The organism is Kumtagia ephedrae (genome assembly GCF_003012745.1).
Lineage (GTDB): Bacteria > Pseudomonadota > Alphaproteobacteria > Rhizobiales > Rhizobiaceae > Kumtagia > Kumtagia ephedrae.
The window spans coordinates 11530-33542 of record NZ_PXYK01000040.1; the positions used below are offsets into that span (position 1 = coordinate 11530).

15 protein-coding genes are annotated in these 22013 nt (G+C 63.3%); 7 read left to right on the forward strand and 8 right to left on the reverse strand.

All coding sequences use genetic code 11. From position 1 onward, the window contains the following. Positions 1 to 278 precede the first annotated feature (278 nt). The 4 genes from C7I84_RS27095 to C7I84_RS27110 all read left to right on the forward strand — a co-directional run bounded on the left by C7I84_RS27095 (position 279) and on the right by C7I84_RS27110 (position 5965). Positions 279 to 3407 (forward strand): hypothetical protein, encoded by a 3129-nt coding sequence (locus C7I84_RS27095; RefSeq protein WP_133170171.1) that lies wholly within the window; start codon positions 279 to 281, stop codon positions 3405 to 3407. A gap of 62 nt (positions 3408 to 3469) precedes the next feature. Further along, a complete protein-coding gene (locus C7I84_RS27100; protein WP_133170172.1) occupies positions 3470 to 4477 on the forward strand; it encodes a hypothetical protein in 1008 nt (335 codons plus the stop codon). 20 nt (positions 4478 to 4497) lie between these two features. Continuing rightward, on the forward strand, positions 4498 to 5253 hold the full coding sequence (gene pseF / locus C7I84_RS27105; protein ID WP_245428631.1) for a pseudaminic acid cytidylyltransferase: 756 nt from the start codon (positions 4498 to 4500) through the stop codon (positions 5251 to 5253). Between the two features lie 94 nt (positions 5254 to 5347). Then, positions 5348 to 5965: a pseudaminic acid biosynthesis-associated methylase gene (locus C7I84_RS27110; RefSeq protein ID WP_106775335.1), complete on the forward strand. Its 618-nt coding sequence runs from the start codon at positions 5348 to 5350 to the stop codon at positions 5963 to 5965. 268 nt (positions 5966 to 6233) lie between these two features. Here C7I84_RS27110 and C7I84_RS27115 read toward each other — a convergent pair whose 3' ends face one another. The 4 genes from C7I84_RS27115 to pseC form a co-directional block, all read right to left on the reverse strand. Next, positions 6234 to 7160 carry an NAD(P)-dependent oxidoreductase gene (locus tag C7I84_RS27115; protein WP_106775336.1) on the reverse strand — a complete coding sequence of 309 codons (927 nt, stop codon included), beginning with the start codon at positions 7158 to 7160 and terminating at the stop codon, positions 6234 to 6236. Between the two features lie 69 nt (positions 7161 to 7229). After that, positions 7230 to 8126 carry an NAD-dependent epimerase/dehydratase family protein gene (locus C7I84_RS27120; RefSeq protein ID WP_106775337.1) on the reverse strand — a complete coding sequence of 299 codons (897 nt, stop codon included), beginning with the start codon at positions 8124 to 8126 and terminating at the stop codon, positions 7230 to 7232. Positions 8127 to 8175: 49 nt separating this feature from the next. Then, positions 8176 to 8838: a GntR family transcriptional regulator gene (locus C7I84_RS27125; protein ID WP_106775338.1), complete on the reverse strand. Its 663-nt coding sequence runs from the start codon at positions 8836 to 8838 to the stop codon at positions 8176 to 8178. A gap of 240 nt (positions 8839 to 9078) precedes the next feature. Next, a complete protein-coding gene (pseC, locus tag C7I84_RS27130) occupies positions 9079 to 10272 on the reverse strand; it encodes a UDP-4-amino-4,6-dideoxy-N-acetyl-beta-L-altrosamine transaminase (RefSeq protein WP_106775339.1) in 1194 nt (397 codons plus the stop codon). 374 nt (positions 10273 to 10646) lie between these two features. On the opposite strand from pseC, the gene pseB reads away from it, so the two are divergent. Then, a complete protein-coding gene (pseB, locus tag C7I84_RS27135) occupies positions 10647 to 11669 on the forward strand; it encodes a UDP-N-acetylglucosamine 4,6-dehydratase (inverting) (RefSeq protein WP_207771080.1) in 1023 nt (340 codons plus the stop codon). Between the two features lie 186 nt (positions 11670 to 11855). Here the strand turns inward: pseB and pseI are convergent, their stop codons facing one another. The 4 genes from pseI to C7I84_RS27155 form a co-directional block, all read right to left on the reverse strand. Next, the gene (pseI, locus tag C7I84_RS27140) at positions 11856 to 12917 is read right to left on the reverse strand and encodes a pseudaminic acid synthase (protein WP_106775341.1); all 1062 of its coding nucleotides are present in this window, start codon (positions 12915 to 12917) and stop codon (positions 11856 to 11858) included. A gap of 84 nt (positions 12918 to 13001) precedes the next feature. Next, positions 13002 to 13904: an NAD-dependent epimerase/dehydratase family protein gene (locus C7I84_RS27145; protein ID WP_106775355.1), complete on the reverse strand. Its 903-nt coding sequence runs from the start codon at positions 13902 to 13904 to the stop codon at positions 13002 to 13004. A 79-nt stretch (positions 13905 to 13983) separates the two neighbouring features. Next, entirely contained in the window at positions 13984 to 15108 is a 1125-nt protein-coding gene (locus C7I84_RS27150; RefSeq protein WP_106775342.1) for an ATP-grasp domain-containing protein, read from the reverse strand. After that, complete coding sequence (locus C7I84_RS27155) at positions 15105 to 16157, reverse strand: PseG/SpsG family protein (RefSeq protein WP_133170173.1); 1053 nt, start codon at positions 16155 to 16157, stop codon at positions 15105 to 15107. Before C7I84_RS27155 ends, C7I84_RS27150 begins: the two co-directional genes overlap by 4 nt. Before the next feature lie 518 nt (positions 16158 to 16675). Here C7I84_RS27155 and C7I84_RS27160 point away from each other — a divergent pair. Beyond that, on the forward strand, positions 16676 to 19801 hold the full coding sequence (locus C7I84_RS27160; protein ID WP_133170174.1) for a hypothetical protein: 3126 nt from the start codon (positions 16676 to 16678) through the stop codon (positions 19799 to 19801). Between the two features lie 111 nt (positions 19802 to 19912). Beyond that, a complete protein-coding gene (locus C7I84_RS27165) occupies positions 19913 to 21970 on the forward strand; it encodes a capsular polysaccharide biosynthesis protein (protein WP_165816245.1) in 2058 nt (685 codons plus the stop codon). Positions 21971 to 22013 lie beyond the last annotated feature (43 nt).

Consider the following 22013-nt stretch of genomic DNA (forward strand, 5'->3'; position numbering starts at 1 on the left):
CGCCGCAACGGCTTGCACCGTGCCGCGATGCGGCCGGGCGGCGCGACTTGCAACACGACCCTATATCAACACAAACGCCCGCAGTGGACCGTTTTGCAAAGTAGCAGGCAGCTCTCGCCATGATGTCGCCCAAAAGAGGGATACCCGTAAGACAAGAATCGGCCGCAGGAGACGGGCTACGCGGGCCGATCATCTCATTTTTCCGGATGCCCACCTTGCACCAGAGCGAAGAATTATCACCAGCAACATGATGTTTTGATGAAATTCCGTCCTGGAGGGTGGACAGGCTTCTCAGTCCACGCTATCCGCATCGCGCTGGCATCAACCTTCAAGGGACCCTTGTCGACGTGTCGATCTCATCGTCCAATATCGCGTCACAGGGTCCAGCTTCCGGCAAACCGCCGGTGGCGGCCAGCAAATCGACCTTCGGCTATTCCGCTCTGCTATGGAGCGTCGAACTGCTGCTGAAGGTCAGCCGCAACGCGGAAGCGCGCCAACTGCTCACCTGGATCACAGCACAGAGGCAGGCCGACCGCCGCCTGCTTTCGCTGGTCTCGCGTGCCTGGAAAGGAACGGAAAGCGACAAGCGCATCACCGATTTGCGCCTTGCCCACCTGAACAATCTGATCGAACTGCCGCTGAGGAAACGGAACTACCCGCGGTTGCTCTATCTGGCGGCCAGGTATGAGGTGATCGGCAAGAACATGCCTGTCACCGTAGGCGACCTCCTTGCTCGGCAATTGGTCAGCGACGCCGGGCGGGTTCGCCTGCGCGACGCTTCGGCGGCCGCGCTCAAGAAGATGCCGAACAGCACGTTCCTGCTCTACCTGAACGCCGTGACAACGGCAAAGGCAGGCGACCCCGCGTCAGCCAGCGCCATGCTCAGCGACAAGCTGCGGGCGCTTTCGGCGCAGCCCACGCGTTCGGCGGCGGAGAGCAAGGCCGTCAAGCGCCAGTTCGACACGCTGAGCGGCACCTGGCGGGTAGTCGACCTGATCGCCCGCGAGGAGATGCTCTGGCTGGATAACGAGCGCGGCTCGAGCTACGCGACGCTCGCGCTTGAAGACAGTTTCGCGCGGGAAGGCACGGACAACCAGAGCGCGTCGTTGAACTTCAAGGAACCGCTTCTCCAGGCCCGCGACGAAGAGCGGTACCTGAATTCCTGCCTTGCCGATTTCAATGCCAGCCCGGCGCTCGTCGTCAAGCTGAAGACGATCAAGGAGATGCTGCGCCACGCCACGCGGCGCCAGCTGTCCTACCATCACGCCTACGGGGTCGCCCATCGCTGCTATGACGAGGTCCAGGAGGGGATCGATCGCGTCCTTGCGTCGGCAGAAGCGGACTATCCCGAGGACAAACACAGAAAACTCGCCATCCAGACGCTGAACCTCGCCCTCGAGCTATGCATCAAGCTTCGACGCGCGCCGGAAACGGAGAAGCTGAAGACGAAGCTGCTCGAGATCGTAAGGTGGCAGAGCTTCGAACCGTTCCGGTGGCAGGCGTTGCCTACCCTGGTGTCGGAAAATCTCGACGTGTGGAAGCCGGTTACGCTGAAGCTGCGCCGCGAGATCAAGGGCCTGCCTTCCAGCGAGGGCGAGCTCAAGGCATTCCTGCGATGGGCGATGCTGTGTCGCGAGTTCGAGGACGCCGAAAAGGTCTTCCGGAAGCTCAAGCCGGCCCTGCAGGGGTCGCCGGCAGCCCTCTATTTCGTCAATATCCTGCAACGGCAAAGCCGCTTTACCGATGCGCTCCACCTGATCAAGCGCGTCCATGCCTACATGCTGGCGAAACCGTCGAGCTTGACCCCGTTCAACCATTGGAACCTGGTGCGCCGTTACGGCGAGCTCGACTTCCTGCGCAAGACGTCGAATTTCTACCTGAAGGAAAAGCAGCCCAGAAATCCTGTCGGGGTGATGCTGCTTGCCGCCCGCAACATCGACCAGTTGCGGAAATACCCGCTGGTCGTGCTGATGATGCTGAAGCGGCGGGGCTGGGCCGTCATTCCGCTGGTCGAGGGACTGCTGCCGCGAGAGCTCACCGGCAATCCGCGCATCGACGTGCTGCACGGCTGCATTACCCTGGAGAACAGTTTCAGGCCCGAGGCAGAGTGGCAGCTTCCCGCTCTCGAGGGTTTCAAGGCCGAACCCCAGAAGGGTATCCTGCGCTGGGGCAACATCGATCTGTCGCACTCCATGATGGAGGATGCCCGAATTGGCCGCCGGGCCTTCAATATCGACCTGACCTGCCCGTCACTCTCGACTTATCTGGACGGCCTGTGCCTGTGGACCCAACGCTACGCCAAGGCCGCGGCCTATGCGCGGGCGCATTTTTCGACCATGGGCCTGCGCTGCGGCTTCATGACGCTCTTCAATTCACGGCTGCCGGAGTCGCTGTTTCGTTCGTACTGCGACGAATTCGGCGATCCGGACACCTTCTTCTGCCTGCATACCGCGAACGGCTACGAGAACTACTTCAAGAACTTCCAGACATCGATCTCGACGCGCTGCGTTATTCGCAACGTGACGAAACACCGGCATGTGCGGGCATCGAGCATGCCCATACCGGAGTTCTTCGAAAGCTATTACCAGCTCCACAAGAAGAACATCGCCGATGTCCTTACCCGGATTGAAGCCGTGGCGAGCATTCGCCGGACGACGGCCGGTCAATCGAATCCGGATCCGGCCGTCGAGGCTTGCGAGAAGCGGATCATGGAGTGGCGAGCCAAGGGCGGCAAGGTCGTTTGCCTGTTGGGCCGGGTGGTGTGCGATTCGGCCGTGCCCTTCGACGGCGGTCCCGCCCACAAGGATCTCTCGGACTGGCTCAATCACAGCATCGAGGCGGTGCGCGACACCGACACCCTGCTTCTGATCAAGCCGCACCCGCACGAACTGAACGAGTCGATCGGCACCTACCTCAACGAGTATTTCGTCGACCTCATCAAGGTCGACATCCCGGATAATGTCATCATCCTGGGCCACAGATGGTTCGACATCCAGTCGCTCAAGCGGTTTGTCGACCTCGGGCTGCTCTATAATGGAACGGCTGCGGTGGAAATGGCGCTGCTGGAGATACCGACCGTCCTTTGCGGCCATTTCGGACCGATCGACTATCCGCTCGGCCATCTGGTTCCGACAGGCCGCCGGCAATACGAAAACATGCTCCGGTTCAAGTCACGCGCGAAAGCCGCGCCCGACATGCGGGCGCGGGCGGCGATCTGGCTGCACTATATGAGCATGTCGGGATTCATTCTCGACTACCGCTATCATGCCCGGCCGATGACGAACAAAGTCGTCTATCCACCCTATTGGATAGACGAGGATATGCAGTCGTACGTGAAGCATGGCGATGCGCAGGCGTCGATCCTGGCCAAGCGCGCGATCGGCATCCTCGACGAACCCCGAATTTGATCTTCGCCAACCGGCGCACTGCCGGCATCCGCAATTCATGATCTGTCTGTCAGGAGCATATGATGTCGCAAGCATCCGTGGTTGAAAAAGAAGACGCCCTCGCGGAAAAAGTCGCAACAAAAGGCACTGCCCGGAGCAAGGCAAGCCAGGAGAAGGGCTGGAAGAGCGTACTCACGGTCGCCAAGCGCTTCTTGAAGGACCGTCCCAACGACCACCTGTCATCCCTGCTCGTGGAGCTGCGGGAGCTGAACATCTCGCGAAAGGATCCGGGTCGCTACTACGTCGTCAAGGACATCGTCAAAAACATCGGCGGCGAAATTCTCGGCAATGAGGGCAAGGACCTGGGCGACGGCTTCTATTATCCGGACGTCCGCAATGGAAAATATGCGCTGGGTCACATCAGCCAGATCCGTTATCTCTCCCAGCTGATACGGCGCGACACGACCGGTATCATGGAGCTTGGCAGCGGCTGGTCGTCGAACCTCTTCCAGCTGTTCATCGCGCATGGCGCCACCAGATCGAAAAAGCTGATCTACTACGGCGGCGAATACACGCGGGAAGGCCAGATCTGCGCACGGTACATCGCGGGCACCGAACCCAACATGGCCTATCGCGCGTTCAACTTCGATTTCCGCGACCCGGACGTGACCTTCCTGAAGCGGCAGAAGGGCCATATCCTGCTGTTCACGTCCCACTCGATCGAGCAGGTCGACGCCATCAATCCGATTCTCTTCAGCCAGCTAAAGGAAATCGCCAACGAGGTCACCGTGGTGCATTTCGAGCCCGTTGGCTGGCAGCGGGAGCCGGAGCTGCTGAACAAGCGCGAAAATCATGACGATGCGTTCTTCGAGAGCATCGGCGAGAAGGCGCTGGCCGGCAACATCGAGTCGGTCGCCGAAAATGCCGCCTGGTGGTCCTGGCGGCTCAACTACAACACCAATCTGCTTCGCATCGTAAAGGGCCTGGAGAAGGAGGGCTCGATCCGCGTCAGGCGAATGGAATACGACTTCAACGGCCAGGCCAACGTGCTCAATCCCTCGTCGCTTATCCACTACGACTTCGTGCGTTGACAGCAGGGACGAGCCGTCGCGTGCCACAAGGACAGATACTGGCCATCATTCCCGCGCGCGGCGGCAGCAAGCGGATTCCGCGCAAGAACATTCGGCCTTTCGGCGGCCGGCCAATGATCCATTGGCCGGTGGCCGCAGCGTTGAAGAGCGGCCTGTTCGACCACGTCGTCGTATCGACGGACGACGACGAGATCGCAGCCGTTGCGGCAGAAGCCGGAGCGCTCCGTCCGTTCGTGCGGCCGGCCAGTCTGAGCGATGATCACACACCGCTGCGTCCCGTGATCAAGCATGCGATCGCCGCCGCGGAAGAGCATTATGACAGACCGGTCGCTTTCGCTTGTTGTATTCTCGCGACGGCCGCCTTCCTGGCCGTCGACGATTTACGGGCCGGTTTCGACGCGCTGTCGCGGCCGGAAACGGATTTCGCCTTCGCCGCCACGCACTTTCCATCGCCCATCCAGCGTGCGCTCCGCCGGAGCGCCGCAGGCGGAGTGGAAATGCTCAATCCCGAGCATCGGTTTACACGATCACAGGACCTCGAAGAATGCTTCTATGACGTTGGCCAGTTTTATTGGGGTGCTCGCGCGCCCTTCATGGATGACGGATTGATGTATGGGCATCGCTCCGTGCCGATTATGATTCCGCAGAACCGGGCTCGTGACATCGATACTCTGGAGGATTGGGCAGAGGCCGAGCTGTTATTGAACTTTCACCGCCTTTCGGCCAACAACGAGGAAATCTCGTCTACGCCGAACTTGAGGATGACAAACCTCTGATCTTGGGTTATGTGGCTGCCGGGCGTCGCCCGTTAGCGATAGATACCCTTGCTGACGCAAAAAAGTCCTATCATCAACGCTTGAGGATTTCCCAGTGACACAATTCGCGACGGAACAGGAACAGTTTTGGGCCGGCGAGTTCGGTGACGAGTATGTCAACCGTAACCGCTACGACATCAGCGCGACACTGGCGATGTTCTCGCGTATCCTGTCAAAGGCATACGATGTTTCATCGATATTCGAGCTCGGATGCAATATCGGCCAGAATCTTCGCGCGCTCAAACTGTTGAAGCCGGGAAGCACGATCAGCGGCGTGGAAATCAACAAGACCGCCCATGCCAACGCCGTGAAGGATTTTCCCGGCGTCATCAACGGGTCCATTCTCGAGATCGATCCGGCGAGCGTCGGCGATGTCGACCTGGTCTTCACCAAGGGCGTGCTGATCCACATCAACCCTGAGCGGCTTCCGGAAGTCTACGACAAGATGGCGGCGATCGGCAGGAAATATGTGCTGATCTCGGAATACTATAACCCGGTGCCGGTCACGATCGACTATCGCGGGCACGACCAGCGCCTGTTCAAGCGCGATTTCGCCGGCGAATTCATGGACAGGCACCCCAACTTCCGCCTGGCGGACTACGGCTTCGTTTACCGGCGGGATCCGGTTTTCCCGCGCGACGACGCGACCTGGTTCCTGATGGAACGGAAGTAACCCGATCGGCGGCCGTCCTCGGCCGTCGTTTCCTCCCCTCCCCGAGCCCGGCACTCCCTCGACAAGGGGGAGCGTCAGGCACGCGGTGCTCTCCGGCGGCAGCTGGCTGTGGCCGGTGGACCGTCGTCCAAGGCTACTCGCGACCAAGCAAAGGCGCCTCCGGTGATGAAGTCACCGGGGCGCCGCCTGAACGACTGACGATGCAGGCGGCGAAACCCGCGCCCGCACTCGATGACGATCCCAAGCAGCCCGCCCGGGATCGATCGGCTTATGGGCCTTCGCTGGAAGGCGGTGCCAGGTCGACGCCGTTGAGGCGGCCGACATGGGTCGGCAGCATCGGCACGAACTCGTCGGCGGCGCCTGCGGCGACGGCCACGGCAAAGGCGTTCTTCGCGGCGTTGCCGAGCGGGTTGATCAGCCCGGCGGCGTCCGCCATCGATTCCAGATATTTCAGATCCTTGAAGGCGTTGGCGATGGTGAACTTGTGTGCGTCGCGGTCGCCTTCGAGGGTCCAGCGCATGAAGGTCTGGTAGAAGCCGCAATCCATGCGGCCGCCGCGGATCACCGCGTCGAAGCGCGCCGGCGAAATGCCCACCTTCTGCGCCAGCACCAGCGCCTCCGAATAGATTGCCGCATAGCCGAGCGACAGGAAGTTGTTGAGCAGCTTCATGCGGTGGCCGTCGCCGGTGACGCCGATATGCACCACCTTGGCCGCCCAGGTCTCGATCACCGGACGCAGCCTGGCGAACACCGCGTCGCCGGCGCCGACCATGGCGCTGAGCTTGCCTTCCGCGGCCTCCTTGGGCGTGCCGCCGAGCGGCGCGTCGGCAAGCTCGATGCCGAGCGGAGCCAGTTCCGCCGCCAGCGCGGCCGTCGAGGTCGGATCGGAAGTGGAGCAGTCGACGATGACCGACCCCGGCTTCAAAGCGCCCTTCAGGCCGCCGGGGCCGCGCACGATCGCCTCGACCTCGCGCGAGCCGGTCACGCACAGGAAGACTACGGTGGAGGCCGCCGCCACCTCTTCCACCGAGCGGACCTCGACTGCGCCGCGCGACACGAGGTCGTCGGCCGGCGCGCGCTTGGCGCGGCCGAGAAAGGTCACCGGATAGCCCTTCTCGACGATGTTCCTGGCGATACCGTGGCCCATCAGGCCGATGCCGATGAAGCCGATCCGTTCGCCGGTGTCGCTGCTCATGTCGTTTCCTCCTGAAATCGGCGCCGCCTCGGTGGCGTCCCGCCGTCATGCGCTCGATGGCAGGCCGGGTCAGGCCGGCCGGACATATTTGCGCCAGTTGTGCGCCTCGCGGAAGCCGAGCACCTCCCTGGCCTTGCGGTTCGACAGCAGCGTCTCGTATTCACCCAGCTCGCGCTTCAGCGGCACGCCGGGATAGAAGCGGGCGAGCAGTTCCCTGGTCGGCAGGTCGGACGAGCAGTCGTCATTGGCGGCATTGAACACCTGGTAGCCGAGGCCGTCCTTCGCCACCGCCAGGTCGACGATCTGGCCGAGATCACGCGCGTCGATGTAGCTCCAGGCGATGCGCTTGCGGAACCCCGGGTCGGCGAACCACTTCGGGAACAGCTCGTATTCGTGCGGCTCGATGACGTTGCCGATGCGCAGCGCATAGATGTCGAAGCCGCTGCGCGCCGCGAACGCCCGCGCCGTCTGCTCGTTGACGATCTTGGAGAGCGCGTAGCTGTCCATGGGATCGACGTCGTAGTCCTCGTCGAGCGGAAAATAGCTGGGATCGCGCGGCTCGTTGGCGAAGACCAGGCCGTAGGTCGTCTCGCTGGAGGCGATGACGATCTTGCGGATGCCGAGCTTCACCGCCGCCTCGACGACGTTGTAGGTGCCGAGCGCGTTGATGCGGAAAACCTCGTTGTCGGGCGTGATCATGATGCGCGGAATGGCGGCGAAATGGACGACGGCATCGACCGGCTGCGGCCGCAGCGACGGATCGAACTCGTGCCTGCCCATATAGCTCGACAGCGCGTTGAAGACCTGGCCGCTGTCGGTGATGTCGGTGATCAGGGTCCGCACATCCGGATGGTCCAGCGGCTTCGCATCGAGATTAAGCACCTGGTGGCCGCGCTCGACCAGATAGTTCACCACATGCCGGCCGGCCTTGCCGCTGCCGCCCGTGAACATGATCCGCTTGCCCATTCCTGTCTCCCTTGATTGCAGACCGCCGGCCATCGATCCCGAATGCCGGCTACGTCTCGCCGGCCCTGCCGATGCCTTCCAGATAGAGCTGCTTGCTCGGCTGCAGGTGGTCGACGCAGAGTTGCGCCAGCACCCAGCTGTCCCTGCCCGCCAGCGCCTCGATCATCATGCGGTGATGCCGGCGCGATATTTCCAGCTGCTCCCGGTCGGCGAGGGACTTGGCCCGAACCGGAAGGCTGAGCTCCATGTAGTGCTCGATCGATTCGACCAGGTACTTGTTGCCGCAGGCGGAGAACAAAGCGAGGTGGAAACGGTCGTTGGCCTCGTGGATGCCGCGCAGGCTGCCGTTTTCGACATGTTCGCCGTGAACCCGGTCCAGCTCCGTCAGCTCGTCGATCAGCGAGGCCGGCGCCGGCAGCGGGATCATCAGGGCCGCCTGGCGCTGCAGCATCTCGCGCACGGCATAGATCTGGAGCACCTCGTCGGGCGCCAGCCGCCGCACCGTCGCTCCCTTGTTGCGCTCGCGCGTAACGATGCCCAGCCGCTCAAGCTGGTAGAGCGCCTGGCGGATGGCGTGGCGAGAAACCGGGAAGCGCGCCAGAAGCACGTCCTCCACCAGGCGGGTGCCCGGCGCCAGCCGCCCGAAGATGATGTCCTCCTCGAGCGCCCGCACGACGTCCGCTTCCTTGCCAAGCTCCGCCCTGTTCAGCACGCAGGCCGCTCCTTGTCCCGAACCTCACTCTAGACGCCTTGGCGGGCGGACTGCAATCCGGCACCTGCAAGATCATCGATAATGAGAGCAGGAAGCGCTCTGCCTCGATTGGAAAAACGACGGAGAACCGGGAATCAGGACAGAATTCTCGACAATCGGCTGTGCGACGGCTTCGAAATCGCCGCCGACGCGCCGGCGGCAAACACGAACGTCGCCGAGCCGCTTGGATGGGCGCGGCCGTCAGCCCTGCGCCACGGCCCGCACCGCTTCCACCACCTTGTCCACGTCCGCCTCGGTCATGTCCGGATAAAGCGGCAGGGACAGGCAGCGCGCGTAATAGCGGTCTGCGCCGGGCAGTTCGGGCGTAGGCGATGCCTTCACATAATAAGGCTGCCGGTGGATGGGGATGTAGTGTACCTGCGTGCCCACGCCCTTGTCGCGCAGCCTGTTCATGAACTTCGCCCGGCTTATGCCCAGCCTATCGAAGTCCACCAGCGCCACCATCAGGTGCAGTGCCGGATCGCTGCTGGCCGGGGCCGGCACCAGGCTCAGCGAATCGTCGTTCAGCCGGGCGAACGCCTCGCGGTAGCGCGCCGTCAGCGCGCGCCGGCGCCGCAGGAAGTCCGGCAGCCGCGACAACTGCGTCGTCCCGAGCGCCGCCTGGAAATCGGTGAGGCGATAGTTCAGCCCGAGCCTCGTCAGTTCGTAGTACCACGGGTTTGTGGCGCCGTCGGTGTCGAAAGCCAGCGCTTCGTTGCCGAAACCCTCGCGCTCGCGCTCCAGTCCGTGGTTGCGCTCGAGCCGCATGCGGCGTGCCAGTCCGTCGTCGTTCGTGGTGATCGCACCGCCCTCCCCGGTGGTGATCGTCTTGACCGGATGGAACGAGAACACCGCGCAGTCGGAGAAGGCGCAGTCGCCGACGCGCCAGGGGCGCCCGTCCTCCGCCTCGGTGCCGAGCGCATGGCAGGCGTCCTCGATCACCTTAAGCCCGCGGGCCCGCGCGATCGCGGAAATTTCCGCCATGGGGGCCGGGTTGCCGCCCATGTGGACGACAAAGACGGCTTTCAGCCGCTGCGGATCGGCCCGGGAGATGGCGTCCTCGAGCGCCGCGGGGGTCAGCAGCGCGCTGTCCGGGTCGACGTCGGCAAAGACGATTTCGGCACCGACGAGCCGCGGCCCGTTGGCCGTCGCCACGAAGGATATCGACGGGACGATCACCTGATCGCCGGGCTCGAGCCCGATGGCCAGACTGGCCAGATGCAGCGCCGCCGTGCCGTTGGAACAGGCAATGGCGTGTCTTGCGCCTACACTTTCAGCAAGTGCCGCCTCGAAGGCCCCTACTGCCGGTCCGGTGGTCAGATAGTCGCCGCGCAGGACGTCGACGACCGCTTTGATGTCGTCTTCGCTGATCGATTGCCGGCCATAGGGTATCATTCCGTCGGGCTCCGCCTTGTTTGGGACAAACTCTACGATGATCTGGCAACGCCGGGTGCAGCGCCAATGCGATTCGCTTTTGAACCACGCGTTTCGTCAGAAATATGACACAACGCAAGAAAACCGGCCGGACTATTGCCACAGCATTTCGGAAGGTCAAGGGTTTCTCGTGCCCTAACGACGCAACTGAACGAAAACCGGATTGTCGATACAAATCTTTATCTTCGGCTATGCCGCATATTGACTTTGGCAGCGAGCCGCTGTTGAACGTCCCCCGTTGATCACGTCGGGGTTGGGGCACCCGCGACCCATGTCCATAACCCGGGCAGTCGATGCTTCTGAGTGCAGAGGCTGCCAAAAAGATGGGAAAGATAATGCAGCTTATCGACCTGAACAACCGGAACATTCTCGTCACCGGCGGCACCGGCTCGTTCGGCAAAGCCTTCATCGAACGGGTGCTGACGACCAGCACGCCGGACCGGATCGTCGTCTACTCGCGTGACGAGCTCAAGCAATACGAAATGCAGCAGGCCCTGCGGCAGAAGTTCCCGAAGGAGAAGCTGCATGCGCTGCGTTTCTTCATCGGCGACGTGCGCGACCAGGACCGCCTGCGGATGGCCATGCGCGGCATGGATTTCGTCGTTCACGCGGCCGCCCTTAAGCAGGTTCCGGCGGCCGAATACAACCCGATGGAGTGCATCAAGACCAACATCATGGGCGCCGAGAACGTGATCGCCGCCGCGCTCGACAACGATGTGGAAAAAGTCGTCGCCCTCTCCACCGACAAGGCCTGCAATCCGATCAATCTCTACGGCGCGACCAAGCTCGCGTCGGACAAGTCGTTCGTGGCCGCCAACAATCTCGTCGGCCGCAACCGCAGGACCCGTTTTTCGGTGGTCCGCTACGGCAACGTCATCGGCTCGCGCGGGTCCGTGGTGCCGTTCTTCGCCGCGCTCGCCAAGCAGAACGCCGACATTCCGATCACCGACGAGCGCATGACCCGCTTCTGGATCACGCTCGAGCAGGGCGTCGATTTCGTGCTGTCCAGCTTCCCGATCATGCAGGGCGGCGAGGTCTTCGTGCCCAAGATCCCGAGCGTGAACATCATGTTGCTCGCACAAGTGCTCGCTCCGAACTGCAAGACCTACAACGTCGGCATCCGCCCTGGCGAAAAGCTGCACGAGGTGATGATCTCGGTCGATGACGCCTACATCACCGTCGATCTGGGCAGCCGCTACGCGATCGAGCCGGCCTTCGACGACTTTGCCCGCAAATCGCTCACCGAGACGATGGGCGCGACCCGGGTGCCGGACCGCTTCTCCTATTCCAGCGACACCAACCACGACGTGCTCGACGCCGACGGCCTGCGCCGACTGCTGGCCGAAGCCGGCTTCTGATCCCACACGCCGTCGAAACAAAGAAAGGCCGCCCGGTCGACGGGCGGCCCTTTTTTTTTGCGTCTCCGCTCGGGGGGCCTGGTGGATGCGCGGTCGTCAACCGAGACGACGCCGGAGTCCGCCCGACCGCAGGCAGCCGGCTAACGAGCGGCAGTGGCCTGCGGTCCATCGGCCTGGAACGGGCGCTTACCCCAGAAGATCCCAGCTCACCGGCGTGCCCTTCTTGACCGCCTTGCTGACACGCCGGCCGATCAGCGCATCATAGAATTTCGGCGGCAGGCCGAGACCCGGCCTGATGCTGCGGATGTTGTCGGCCGTCATCTCGCCGCCCGCCTCTATGTCCCTGGTCACGTAGAGGGAGCGCCTGCGGGTGCGTCCCTTCTGCTCGGACTCCGTCGCCCCGTAGAAGATCGAGCCCAGCGCCGCCTGCGCCGTCTTCACCTCGTCGACCAGGCTCTTGAACTCGTGCGGCTCGAGCGAGAAGGCCGAATCGACGCCGCCTTCGGAGCGCGCCATGATGAAGTGCTTCTCGATCACGCCGGCGCCCAGCGCCGTCGCGGCGACCGCCGCGCCGATGCCGAGGGTGTGGTCGGAGAGACCCGCCTCGCAGTCGAACAGCTTCGCCAGATGCGGGATGGTCAGCAGGTTCGAGTTCTCAGGCGAGGCCGGATAGGAGCTGGTACATTTGAGCAGGACTAGGTGCTTGCAGCCGGCCTCGCGCGCCGCCGTCACCGCGTCGTCGATCTCGGCGATGGTGGCCATGCCGGTCGAGATGATCATCGGCTTGCCGGTCGAGGCGACCTTGCGGATCAGCGGAATGTCGACGCACTCGAACGAGGCCACCTTGTAGGCCGGCACGTCGAGCGTCTCGAGGAATTCGACCGAGGTATCGTCGAAGGCCGAGCTGAAGGCCAGCATGCCGTGGCTTTTGGCGCGGTCGAAGATCGGCTTGTGCCATTCCCAGGGCGTATGCGCCTCCTTGTAGAGATTGTAGAGGTCGCGGCCGGCCCACAGCGAGGACGGATTGGTGATGACGAACTCGCCCTCCTTGACGTCGAGCGTCATCGTGTCGGGCGTGTAGGTCTGCAGCTTCAACGCATCGGCGCCGGATGCCGCGGCGGCATCGACGATTGCCAGCGCCTTGTCGAGCGAGGCGTTATGATTGCCGGACATCTCCGCGATGATGAAGGGCGACGGGTCGTTGGCCCGCTCGGTGCCAGCGAAAAGGATCTGTTTCAGACGGACCATGAGCTTTGTCTCTCGGGGGCTGTGGAGTCTTTTCCAAGGTGCTGGCGCCGACCGGCCGCCCGTTCCGGATCGGCGTCACCCATTTCAGGCTTTATCCCATGTGGCAAGGAAATCGGCCAATCCCTGGGCAAGGTTGTAGCGCGGCCGCCAGCCAAGGACCGCGCCAGCATGCGCAATGTCCACGCGCGGCCTGCGCGCCGGTGCCTCGTGCGAGGTGCCGAGGTCGAGGTTGCCGGCATTGCCGAACACCGCATTCACGGTCTCGGCCATTTCGGCGACCGTGTAGGCCTCGCCACAGCCTATGTTGAAGGTGCCGCCGGGGTTGCGCTCGTCGAGCGCCGCTAGGATCGCGCCGACGGCGTCGCGCACATAGAGCTGGTCGACGCTCACCAGCCGGTTGCCCTGCAGCGTCAGCGTGCGCTTGTCGCGCGCCTCGTTGACGAAGCGCATCAGCGCCGGCGTGCCCTTCTCGCCATGACCGTATACGGCGGCGAAGCGCAGGCTGGTAAGCCGCGGCTTGCCGTCGCGGGCATGGAGGCTTGCGACCTGCTCGCCCATCAGCTTCGACAGGCCATAGGCGTTGAGCGGCTGCGGCACCTCGGTCTCGCGGAAAGGCACCTCGTTGCCCGCCGAATAGACGGCGATGGTCGACGCAAGCACGACGCTCGGAACCGCGGCCGCCCTGGCGGCGCGCATCAGCCGCTCCACCGCGAGCACGTTCGGCTCTACGAACGGCGCCAGCAGGTTCGGATCGTCCTCCCGGGTCATGCGCCGGCCGGCGAGGTGCACCACTGCCGCCGCGCCGTCGAGCCGGGCCTTCAGGTCCTCCTCGGAATAGTCGGTCGCGCGAATCGTGAGCCGGCTGTCTTGCGCGGCGCGAGACGGTCCCCCGCGCCCGAGCGCGGCAACGTCATGGCCGGCTTGCAGCAGCGTCTCCACCAGATAGCGGCCGATGAAGCCGGATGCGCCCGTCACCACAATTTTCATGGTCGCCTCCTCAATTCGCGCGATGTCGCGATCCGAGAACCGCGGGATCGACATGCTTCAGCTGGCCGAAGCAGCCTCTTCAGCGCTTCCGCACGTAATATCCAACCACTTCGAGCCGGCCATTGACCGGCACCACCTGCTGCCCGTCCGCGTAGCGGTATTCATGATAGAGCGCGTCCGCCGGCACCGGGAACCGGCTTTTGTCGAACGCCTGTCCGGGCGGCATCTGCTGGAACATCAGCTCGTAGACGGCGCCGGGCTCCTCGCGTCCCTGCTGCTTCGGCACGGATTCTCCGAGAAGCCGTCGCACCGCTCCGTCGAGGAAGTCGATGCCGCGCGCCGCCTTGATCAGCCGCCACACGTGGCACCCGTCCAGACGCGGCGCGATCTCAACGATGCGCGGACCGTCCGGCGTGACGATCATCTGATAGTAGAGCGTGCCGTTCTCGATTCGAAGCGCGCGCGTGACCTCCTCGACCAGCTTGGCCGCGGCCTTCACATGGTGTTCCGGGACGTTGACGATCGGGATCAGGTGGCCGACCGGGATGCCGAAATTCGGACCGGTGTGGACCAGGCGCTCCGACAGCTCGGAGACCACGAGCTCGCCGTCGCTGACCAGCACGTTGCAGGAAATCTCGACACCTTCGAGGAAGGCTTCCAGTATGGCGCGGCGCGGTTCCTTGCAGGCGGCGATCGCCTCGTCCACCGCCGCGGCGAGATCGCCTTTCTCCAGGACCTTGGTGACGCCGCGCTGGCCTTGCGCGTCGGTCGGCTTGACCACGCAGGGAAACACGTTCCAGCCGCGCGCCTCGTCGGCCGAAGCCACTTCCGCGAAGGCCACGGGGCTGAGGCCGCGGCTGTTCAGGAATTCCCGCAGCAGCGGCTTCTTGTTGAAGACGTCGACCAGGCCGCTGTCGAAGAAATGCGGCAGGCCGAGCTTTTCGGACGCCTCGGTCGCAGCGGTGATCGCCACGTCGGAGGAGATCGAGTAGATTATTTCCGCCTGGCGCGCGCGCGCCAGCCTGCAGACGGCGTCGATGTCGCGGATGTCGAGCTTCTCGAAATCGTCGGCGAGCGTCTCGCCGGGGTCGCCGACCTGCCGCCCGGATACCGCCGTGACGGTCCAGTCGCGCTCCTTGAGATAGCGGATCAGGTCGGCCTGGCCCGCATTGGCGCCGAGCACGATGGCAGTGCCGTTCTTCATTTCCGTCTTTCCCTCAGCAAATGCTCGGCAAGCCGGCTCGCACCGCGGCCGTCCACCGCATCACGGCCGGCCGCCGACATGGAAGCGCGACGCTCGCGGTCGGCGATGAGTTCGAGCGCCCGATCCGCCAGCAGGCCGGTGGTGACTTCGGCACGCGGTCCCAGAAACACCGCGGCGCCCAGCTTTTCCCAGGCGTCGCATTGGCGAAGCTGGTTGTCGGCCAGCGCCATCACCAGCATCGGCAGGCCGCAGGAAGCCGCCTCATAGATGCTGATGCCGCCGCCCAGCACCGCAAGATCGCAGCTTGCGAACAGCCCCGCAATGTCCTTCGGCTCGACATGCAGCGTCACGCGATTCCCGGCATTCCGGTCGATCCATGCCTGTATCGCCTGATTGTTGGGGTTTCGTGACCCCGACATGACGGCAAGGCGAACGGTGTCGGCGGTCCGCCCCAGCAGCGCCTCGAGCGTCAGCAGGACCGCGCCCTGATCGTTGCCACCGCCGAACGACACCAGGACCCTGTCGACTACGCGCCCGTTCGGCCGCAGATGCGGCGGCGGAAACTCCGACCTGAGCACCGCATAAGCCGGACCGAACAGCATTTCGGTGTCGGGATTGAGGAGGAAGGGGCGCCAGCGCTCGGCCGTCTCGGACGGGCTGCCGTGCACGATCATGTCGGCCCAGAAGCGGTACGGCTTGCTGGAATCGAAATGCTGCATCCAGACGAGGCCCGCGTCCCGCAGCACCTCCTGGAAGGTCTCGTCGGCGCGGTAGTCGTCGATCACCGCGCGCCGCGCGCCATGGGCACGCGCCAGGGAGACGAAAGTCTCCGCGTCGCTCTCCCCGGATTCCCATTCAGGCACCGGGATCCAGGCATCGAACAGCGCGGCGTCGACGTCGGAGCGATAATCGACGGACGGGCCGACCATGACGCAGCGCTGGCCGGCGCGCCGGAGTTCCGCGGCGAAGGTGCGCGAGCGCATGAGATGCCCGATGCCGATCTTCGGGCTCACGTCGCAGCGGAAGATGACCGACGGCTCGCCGCTCACGCAGGCACCGTCCACCAAGCGGGCGAGACGATCGTCCTTGTCCGCGCGATTCGCCAGCCGCCGCGACCGGATGCTCGAGTGACAGCAATTCTCACCGGGAACACTATCTCCTGCCTGCAGGCGAACGCCAGAGGTCATCGAAAGTTGGCGGCGCAGCCCTCGGAAGTCGTCGAGCGGCAGCGTGGCTGTCATAGTCTGCGTATAATCGGGCAGTCAAGGTCCACGTAGCATGCAAATATGGGTGAAACCGTGTCCAGGACGACCATGTCACTTCATGTCCGGCTGGTGAACGCAGATGATTGCATCGTTTGACTTTCGGAGGGATATGACTAAGCACTCTCGCTGGAGCGCAGGATCGGCAGAGTGGCATGACCGGAACCGTCCGGGCGAGGTTGCGGTAAATGAATGAAGGCGTTGATCGTGACCCGATTGCTATCGCTTGTCCGCCCTGCGAAAGTGGCCGGCTAGCCGAAATATCGTGCAACCCACGAAAATCGGTCGCGGGAGTGGAGCGTTTCATGACGGTTGTTAATGCGAAGCCGAAACGTGGCAGGCTTCGGCATGATTGGCGCTACCGTTTTGTCGCCGGCCGCGATCGGCTACTGACCGAACTCGGCATCGAGCACTACGCCTTGGAACTCTATGGAGCCTGGACCGCCTCGCACGAACGCATCGTGCAGAGCTTGGCTGAGTTTACCAATGCGCGCCCGAAAACCGAAGCGACCGTCGGTTTTGGCCTGAAGGCGCTCGGGCTACGGAGAACCCAAAAGCTCTACCAGGCCGGCCTGATGACGCTTCGTAGCCGTCAGGGCGCTCACCACGACGTTTTGCCGCAATTGCTGGAGGCGATGGCCGAGTTCGAGCGCTTCAACCGCGCCGCACCCCTTTCCGCAGCACGCAGAGTTCGTGAGCTGCTGTCTACGGACGAAGGCAGGAACGAACTCGCCCTAGCCGCGGGAAAAGCGCTCGACAAACATCCTGATAGCCCGTTTCTCATCTATCTGCGGAGCGCCTCGCTGGCGAAAGGCGGCGATCTCTCCAACGCCCATGATCTGGTCACAGCGGCGATCCGGCGATGCCAGGAAGCGACGGCGTCAGGGATCCTCACTGAACGGATCGACCGCCGCTACAAGAGGCTCGAGAGTGCCTGGCGTGTCGTTGATTGGATATCGCGTGACGAGGCGACTTGGTCCGACGGCAGCATCGGCACGCCCGAATGGGTGAGGTATGACGGTCTCGCTCCATTCGCGGCGGCGCACAACAGAGCTTCCACGAGCGATGCTTATCCCGACGGACAGTCTCCCGATCCCGAGCAGATGCTCGTTTTTTCCGAGCAATTGATTCAGGGCCGCCAGCACGAGCGCTACCTGGAAGCCTGCAAACGCGATTTCGACGATGCGGACGGGCTATTCGCCAAGTTCAAGGTCGTGCGGGACATGATGCGCGAAGCCCGGCGTCCCATCGTCAGCTATCGCGCCGCCTATGATGCCGCGCGAGCCTGTTTCGAAGAACTCAGGCCGCGATGGGAACGATTGGCCGAATTCTCCTATATCGATAGCCGGGCAGGTTCGAGCGCAATGCGCGCAAACGCACGTCAGCTTGCCGAGGCGTTGCGGATCGCCAGGCAATTGCAGTTGGAAGCGGATGTTGAACGGCTGGAACGCTCCTTGCTTTATCTTGCCGGGAAACCTGCCGCCGTAACTGCGCTGTGGTCCGCCTGCAACGCGCTCGTGGACGACAAGACCGATGCATATATCGGCACAACGATCGCGCTTGTCGCGAAGGCGCGCCGAGCCCCTCAGGCCGTATCGGACATACGGGAATATTTCATCTGGACGCGGCATGTCCGGCGCTACGATCTGGCCCATGCCCTCTTCGACCGTCTGCCGGAGCGGCTCAAGCTCAGCAAAGCGAGCTTGCAATATGCGCATGTCCTCCAACAAGAGGGACAGTTCGCACGTGCAGCCGAACTGGTGCGCGCCATCCATGAAGAGGCGTTGCGGCACCCAGGATCGATCGATCCCAATTTCAGCTGGTCGCAGATCCGCCGCGCCGGAGAGCTGCAGTTCGCCGCCGAAACCGCCGAATATTTCGCCGCCTTTCCCCAGCCATCCGAACCACGCGGCGTGATCTTTCTCGCGCCGCGCAACGTTTCACAGATGCGACAATATCCGCTGGTCGTGCTCATGGAGATGAAACGACACGGATGGGCGATCGTCCCACTGACCAAGGGGGTGCTGCCGCTGGAGCCGACCGGCAACGCCAAGATCGACCGCTTTCTAGGATGTCTTACGGCAGACGGACGCTTCGATCCCCGCGTCGCCGAGACGTTCCCCGACATTTCGGGATTCGAGGCGGACGTCGAACAGGGTCGCCTACGTTGGAATGCGATCAGCCTGGATCACATATTGTGGGAGGAAGCGGCAATCAACCGAAGGCGCTATCACGCCGTCTTCACCTGCCCTGCACTCAAACCTTTCCTGGACCGGCTTGTCCACTGGACCAAGATCCATGCCATCCTGCTGTCAGAGATCAGGGACACTCTCGTCGCTGACGGCGCGCGTTGCGGTTTCCTCGTGCTGCAGCAGGCCCGGCTACCTGAGGCGATGGTTCGGTTCTACCTGGAGGAGTTCGGTAGTCCGGACGATTATTTCTGCATCCACGCGACCAATGGGTACCAGAACTATTTTGCCAACTTCAACGAACCCGTTTCGACGAGAATGGCACTGCGCAACATGACCCGTCATCGGACCCTGCGCACTGCCAGCGCTCCCGAACCCGGTGAATTCCAAGCCTTCTACCAGAAAAACCAGGCACGTGGCGGCGAACTGCTCCAGGCCGTGCAGGAAATAATCCGTGCGCGGCGCGCGACGGCGGGATTGTCGGAACGACTTCCGGAGGCCACGGCATGCGTCAACCGAATCCTTGAGTGGCGCCAGCGCGGGGGCAAGGTCGCCTGCCTGTTCGGCAAGGTCGTCTGCGATTCCTCCGTTCCATTCGACGGCGGTCCGGCGCATGCAAACATGAAGGACTGGCTGAACCACGCGATCGAGTCGGTACGCGACAGCAACACGCTGCTTCTGATCAAGCCGCATCCCCATGAGATCCGCAATGAGATAGGTCTGTTCATGACCGAGCACTTTCCCGATCTCATAGACTGCGACCTTCCGGACAATGTCATCCTGCTCGGCCATCGCTGGTTCGATGTCCACGATCTCCTCGGCCTGATCGATCTCGGCGTCGTCTACAACGGGACCAGCGCCGTCGAACTCGGCGTGCTCGACATACCGTGCGTGCTAAGTGGACACTTTGCACCGATCGACCATCCGATAGGCCATGCGGTGCCGCAAAGCCGAGACCATTTCAGGCGGCTGCTGCGTTTTGAGGAGAAGGCAATCGTCGCGCCGGACTTGAAGGGACGAGCGGCAGCGTGGCTCAGCTTCATGAGCGGCGATGGTGTCGCCCGGGACTATCGCTATCATGCTAGGCAGATCACCAACAAAAGGTTGCTTCCGCCCTGGTGGTTTCGCGAGGACATCGAGCGTTATCTGGCGGAAGGAGACCGCAACATCGAACTGCTGGCGGAGGAGATCCTTGCGACCGACGCCAGTTCTGCCGCGCCCAACCTGCAGGCCGCGCAGTAGGAGAAATTGAGCCGGCTTATGCATTCGCGCGTATCGATGTTGCCGGATTCGGCGGGTGAGTCGGCCCCCAGCCCTCGCGCGGGACAGGTCCAGGACGAGCCCTCCGCTGCTATGCCCGGATTGGTCAGCGGTCACCCGCGTCGTACAATCGGGCTGACCTCTCGTGGGCTGACGAAAGTCGAGCGAATCTCGGAATTTCTTGACGCGGACACGGTTTATCTCAAGCGCCGGATAAGTTCCTTCTGGCGCGATGACGTCGGGAGTTGCGACCAGCTTGCTGGATGGGGGAAGAAGCCTACGTCGAAAAGGGCGCAGCAGATCGCCGGGAAGTTTGGCCTGCCGTTCGTGGCACTCGAGGACGGATTCCTGCGCTCGGTCGGGTCTGGAAGCGAGGATTCGCCGCTGTCCATCGTAGTCGACGAGATCGGCATCTACTATGACGCGACCGCGCCCTCTACGCTCGAAAGACTGATCGCAACGCCACTGTCCCCAGCCCAAACCGAACGGGCCACGCGGATCATGAACGCATGGCGCGATGGACGCGTTTCCAAATACAACAAGGCGCGCGACTATGATGGCATCCTGCCGCAACGTTTCGTTCTTGTCATAGATCAGACCTTTAACGACCATTCCATCCAGTTCGGCCTGGCCGACGTCTCCAGCTTTGAGCGCATGCTTGAAGCGGCAATCCGCGAAAATCCGGACAGCACGATACTCGTGAAAACCCATCCCGACGTCTGGGCCGGCACGAAGCGGGGGCATTTCAACCTGAGGTCGATCAAACAGCTTCCTCGGCTTGAGGTTCTCGCAGCCGACTGCCATCCAGCGGGCCTGATCGAAAGGGCCGAAACCGTCTACACGGTCACATCGCAGGTGGGCTTCGAAGCCTTGATCTGGGGAAAGCCGGTCCGCTGCTTCGGAATGCCGTTTTACGCCGGTTGGGGCCTTACTGTCGACACGATCCCGTCGCCCGACCGTCGCGGCAAGGCGAGCTTGGAGCAACTTGTACACGCCTCGCTGGTCTCGTATCCGCGCTACATAGATCCAGAGAGCGGCAAGCGGTGCGAAGTCGAAGCCGTCATCGAGCACCTGGCGCAACAGCGAAAAATGCGCTCGCGCTTTCCCGAAACACTCCATGCAGCAGGGTTCTCGGCATGGAAGCGGCCGATGATCCGGGACTTCATGGCGGGCACCCGCCTCGATTTTCCGAAACGCCGCCACAAGATCCCGAGTGGCGCCACAGTCGCAATCTGGGGGAACGTCCCTGATGCCTCTGTTCCCGACGACGCGACGCTGATCCGGGTTGAGGACGGTTTTCTCCGCTCCGTCGGCCTCGGGGCGGAGCTGCGCCGATCGCTGTCGCTGGCCCTGGATCCGGTCGGCATCTACTATGATTCCAGCAGGCCGTCGGCGCTGGAGAACATCCTGATGACGACGGATTTCGACCCCGCTCTGCTGAGCCGGGCAAGGGCGCTGCGCGAACGGCTCGTCGCCGAACGGCTCAGCAAGTACAATCTCGATGCCCAGCCCTGGAAGCGTCCCGACACGCGGGGGCCCGTCATCCTGGTACCCGGGCAGGTCGAGAGCGACGCCTCGATCCGCTTCGGCGCGCCCGGAATCCGCCGTAATATCGACCTGCTGCGGGCCGTCCGGAAGGACCGGCCGGAGGCCCATATCGTCTACAAGCCGCATCCCGACGTCGTCGCCGGACTGCGCGCCGAGGGCGAGGACGAGGCCCGCGCCGCGCAGGAATGCGACGAAATCGTCATGAACGGCTCGGTCGTGCAGATGCTCGACCATGTCGACGAGGTGCACCTTCTGACCTCGCTGACGGGATTCGAGGCGCTGATCCGCGGCAGGAGCGTCACCTGCTACGGGCAGCCTTTCTATTCCGGGTGGGGACTGACCAGCGATGTCGTGCCGGTCGAGCGGCGCACCCGACGGCTTTGCCTCGACGAACTGGTGGCCGGCTGCCTGATCCTCTATCCGACCTATGTCAGCCGGACCAGCGGGCGCTTCATAACGCCGGAGCAGGCGGTGGACAGTCTCGTCAGGTGGCGCGAGAGCGGCGAGGGCGCCATCTCGCCCTCCCACAAGGCGCTGCGGCTGGGCGCGCGCATCGAGCGGCTGTTCCTTTCACCGCTCGCCTGGCTGCGCGCAGGTCGATGAGCCCGGCAACGACGGCGAGCGGCGGTCGACGACGCGGGCAATT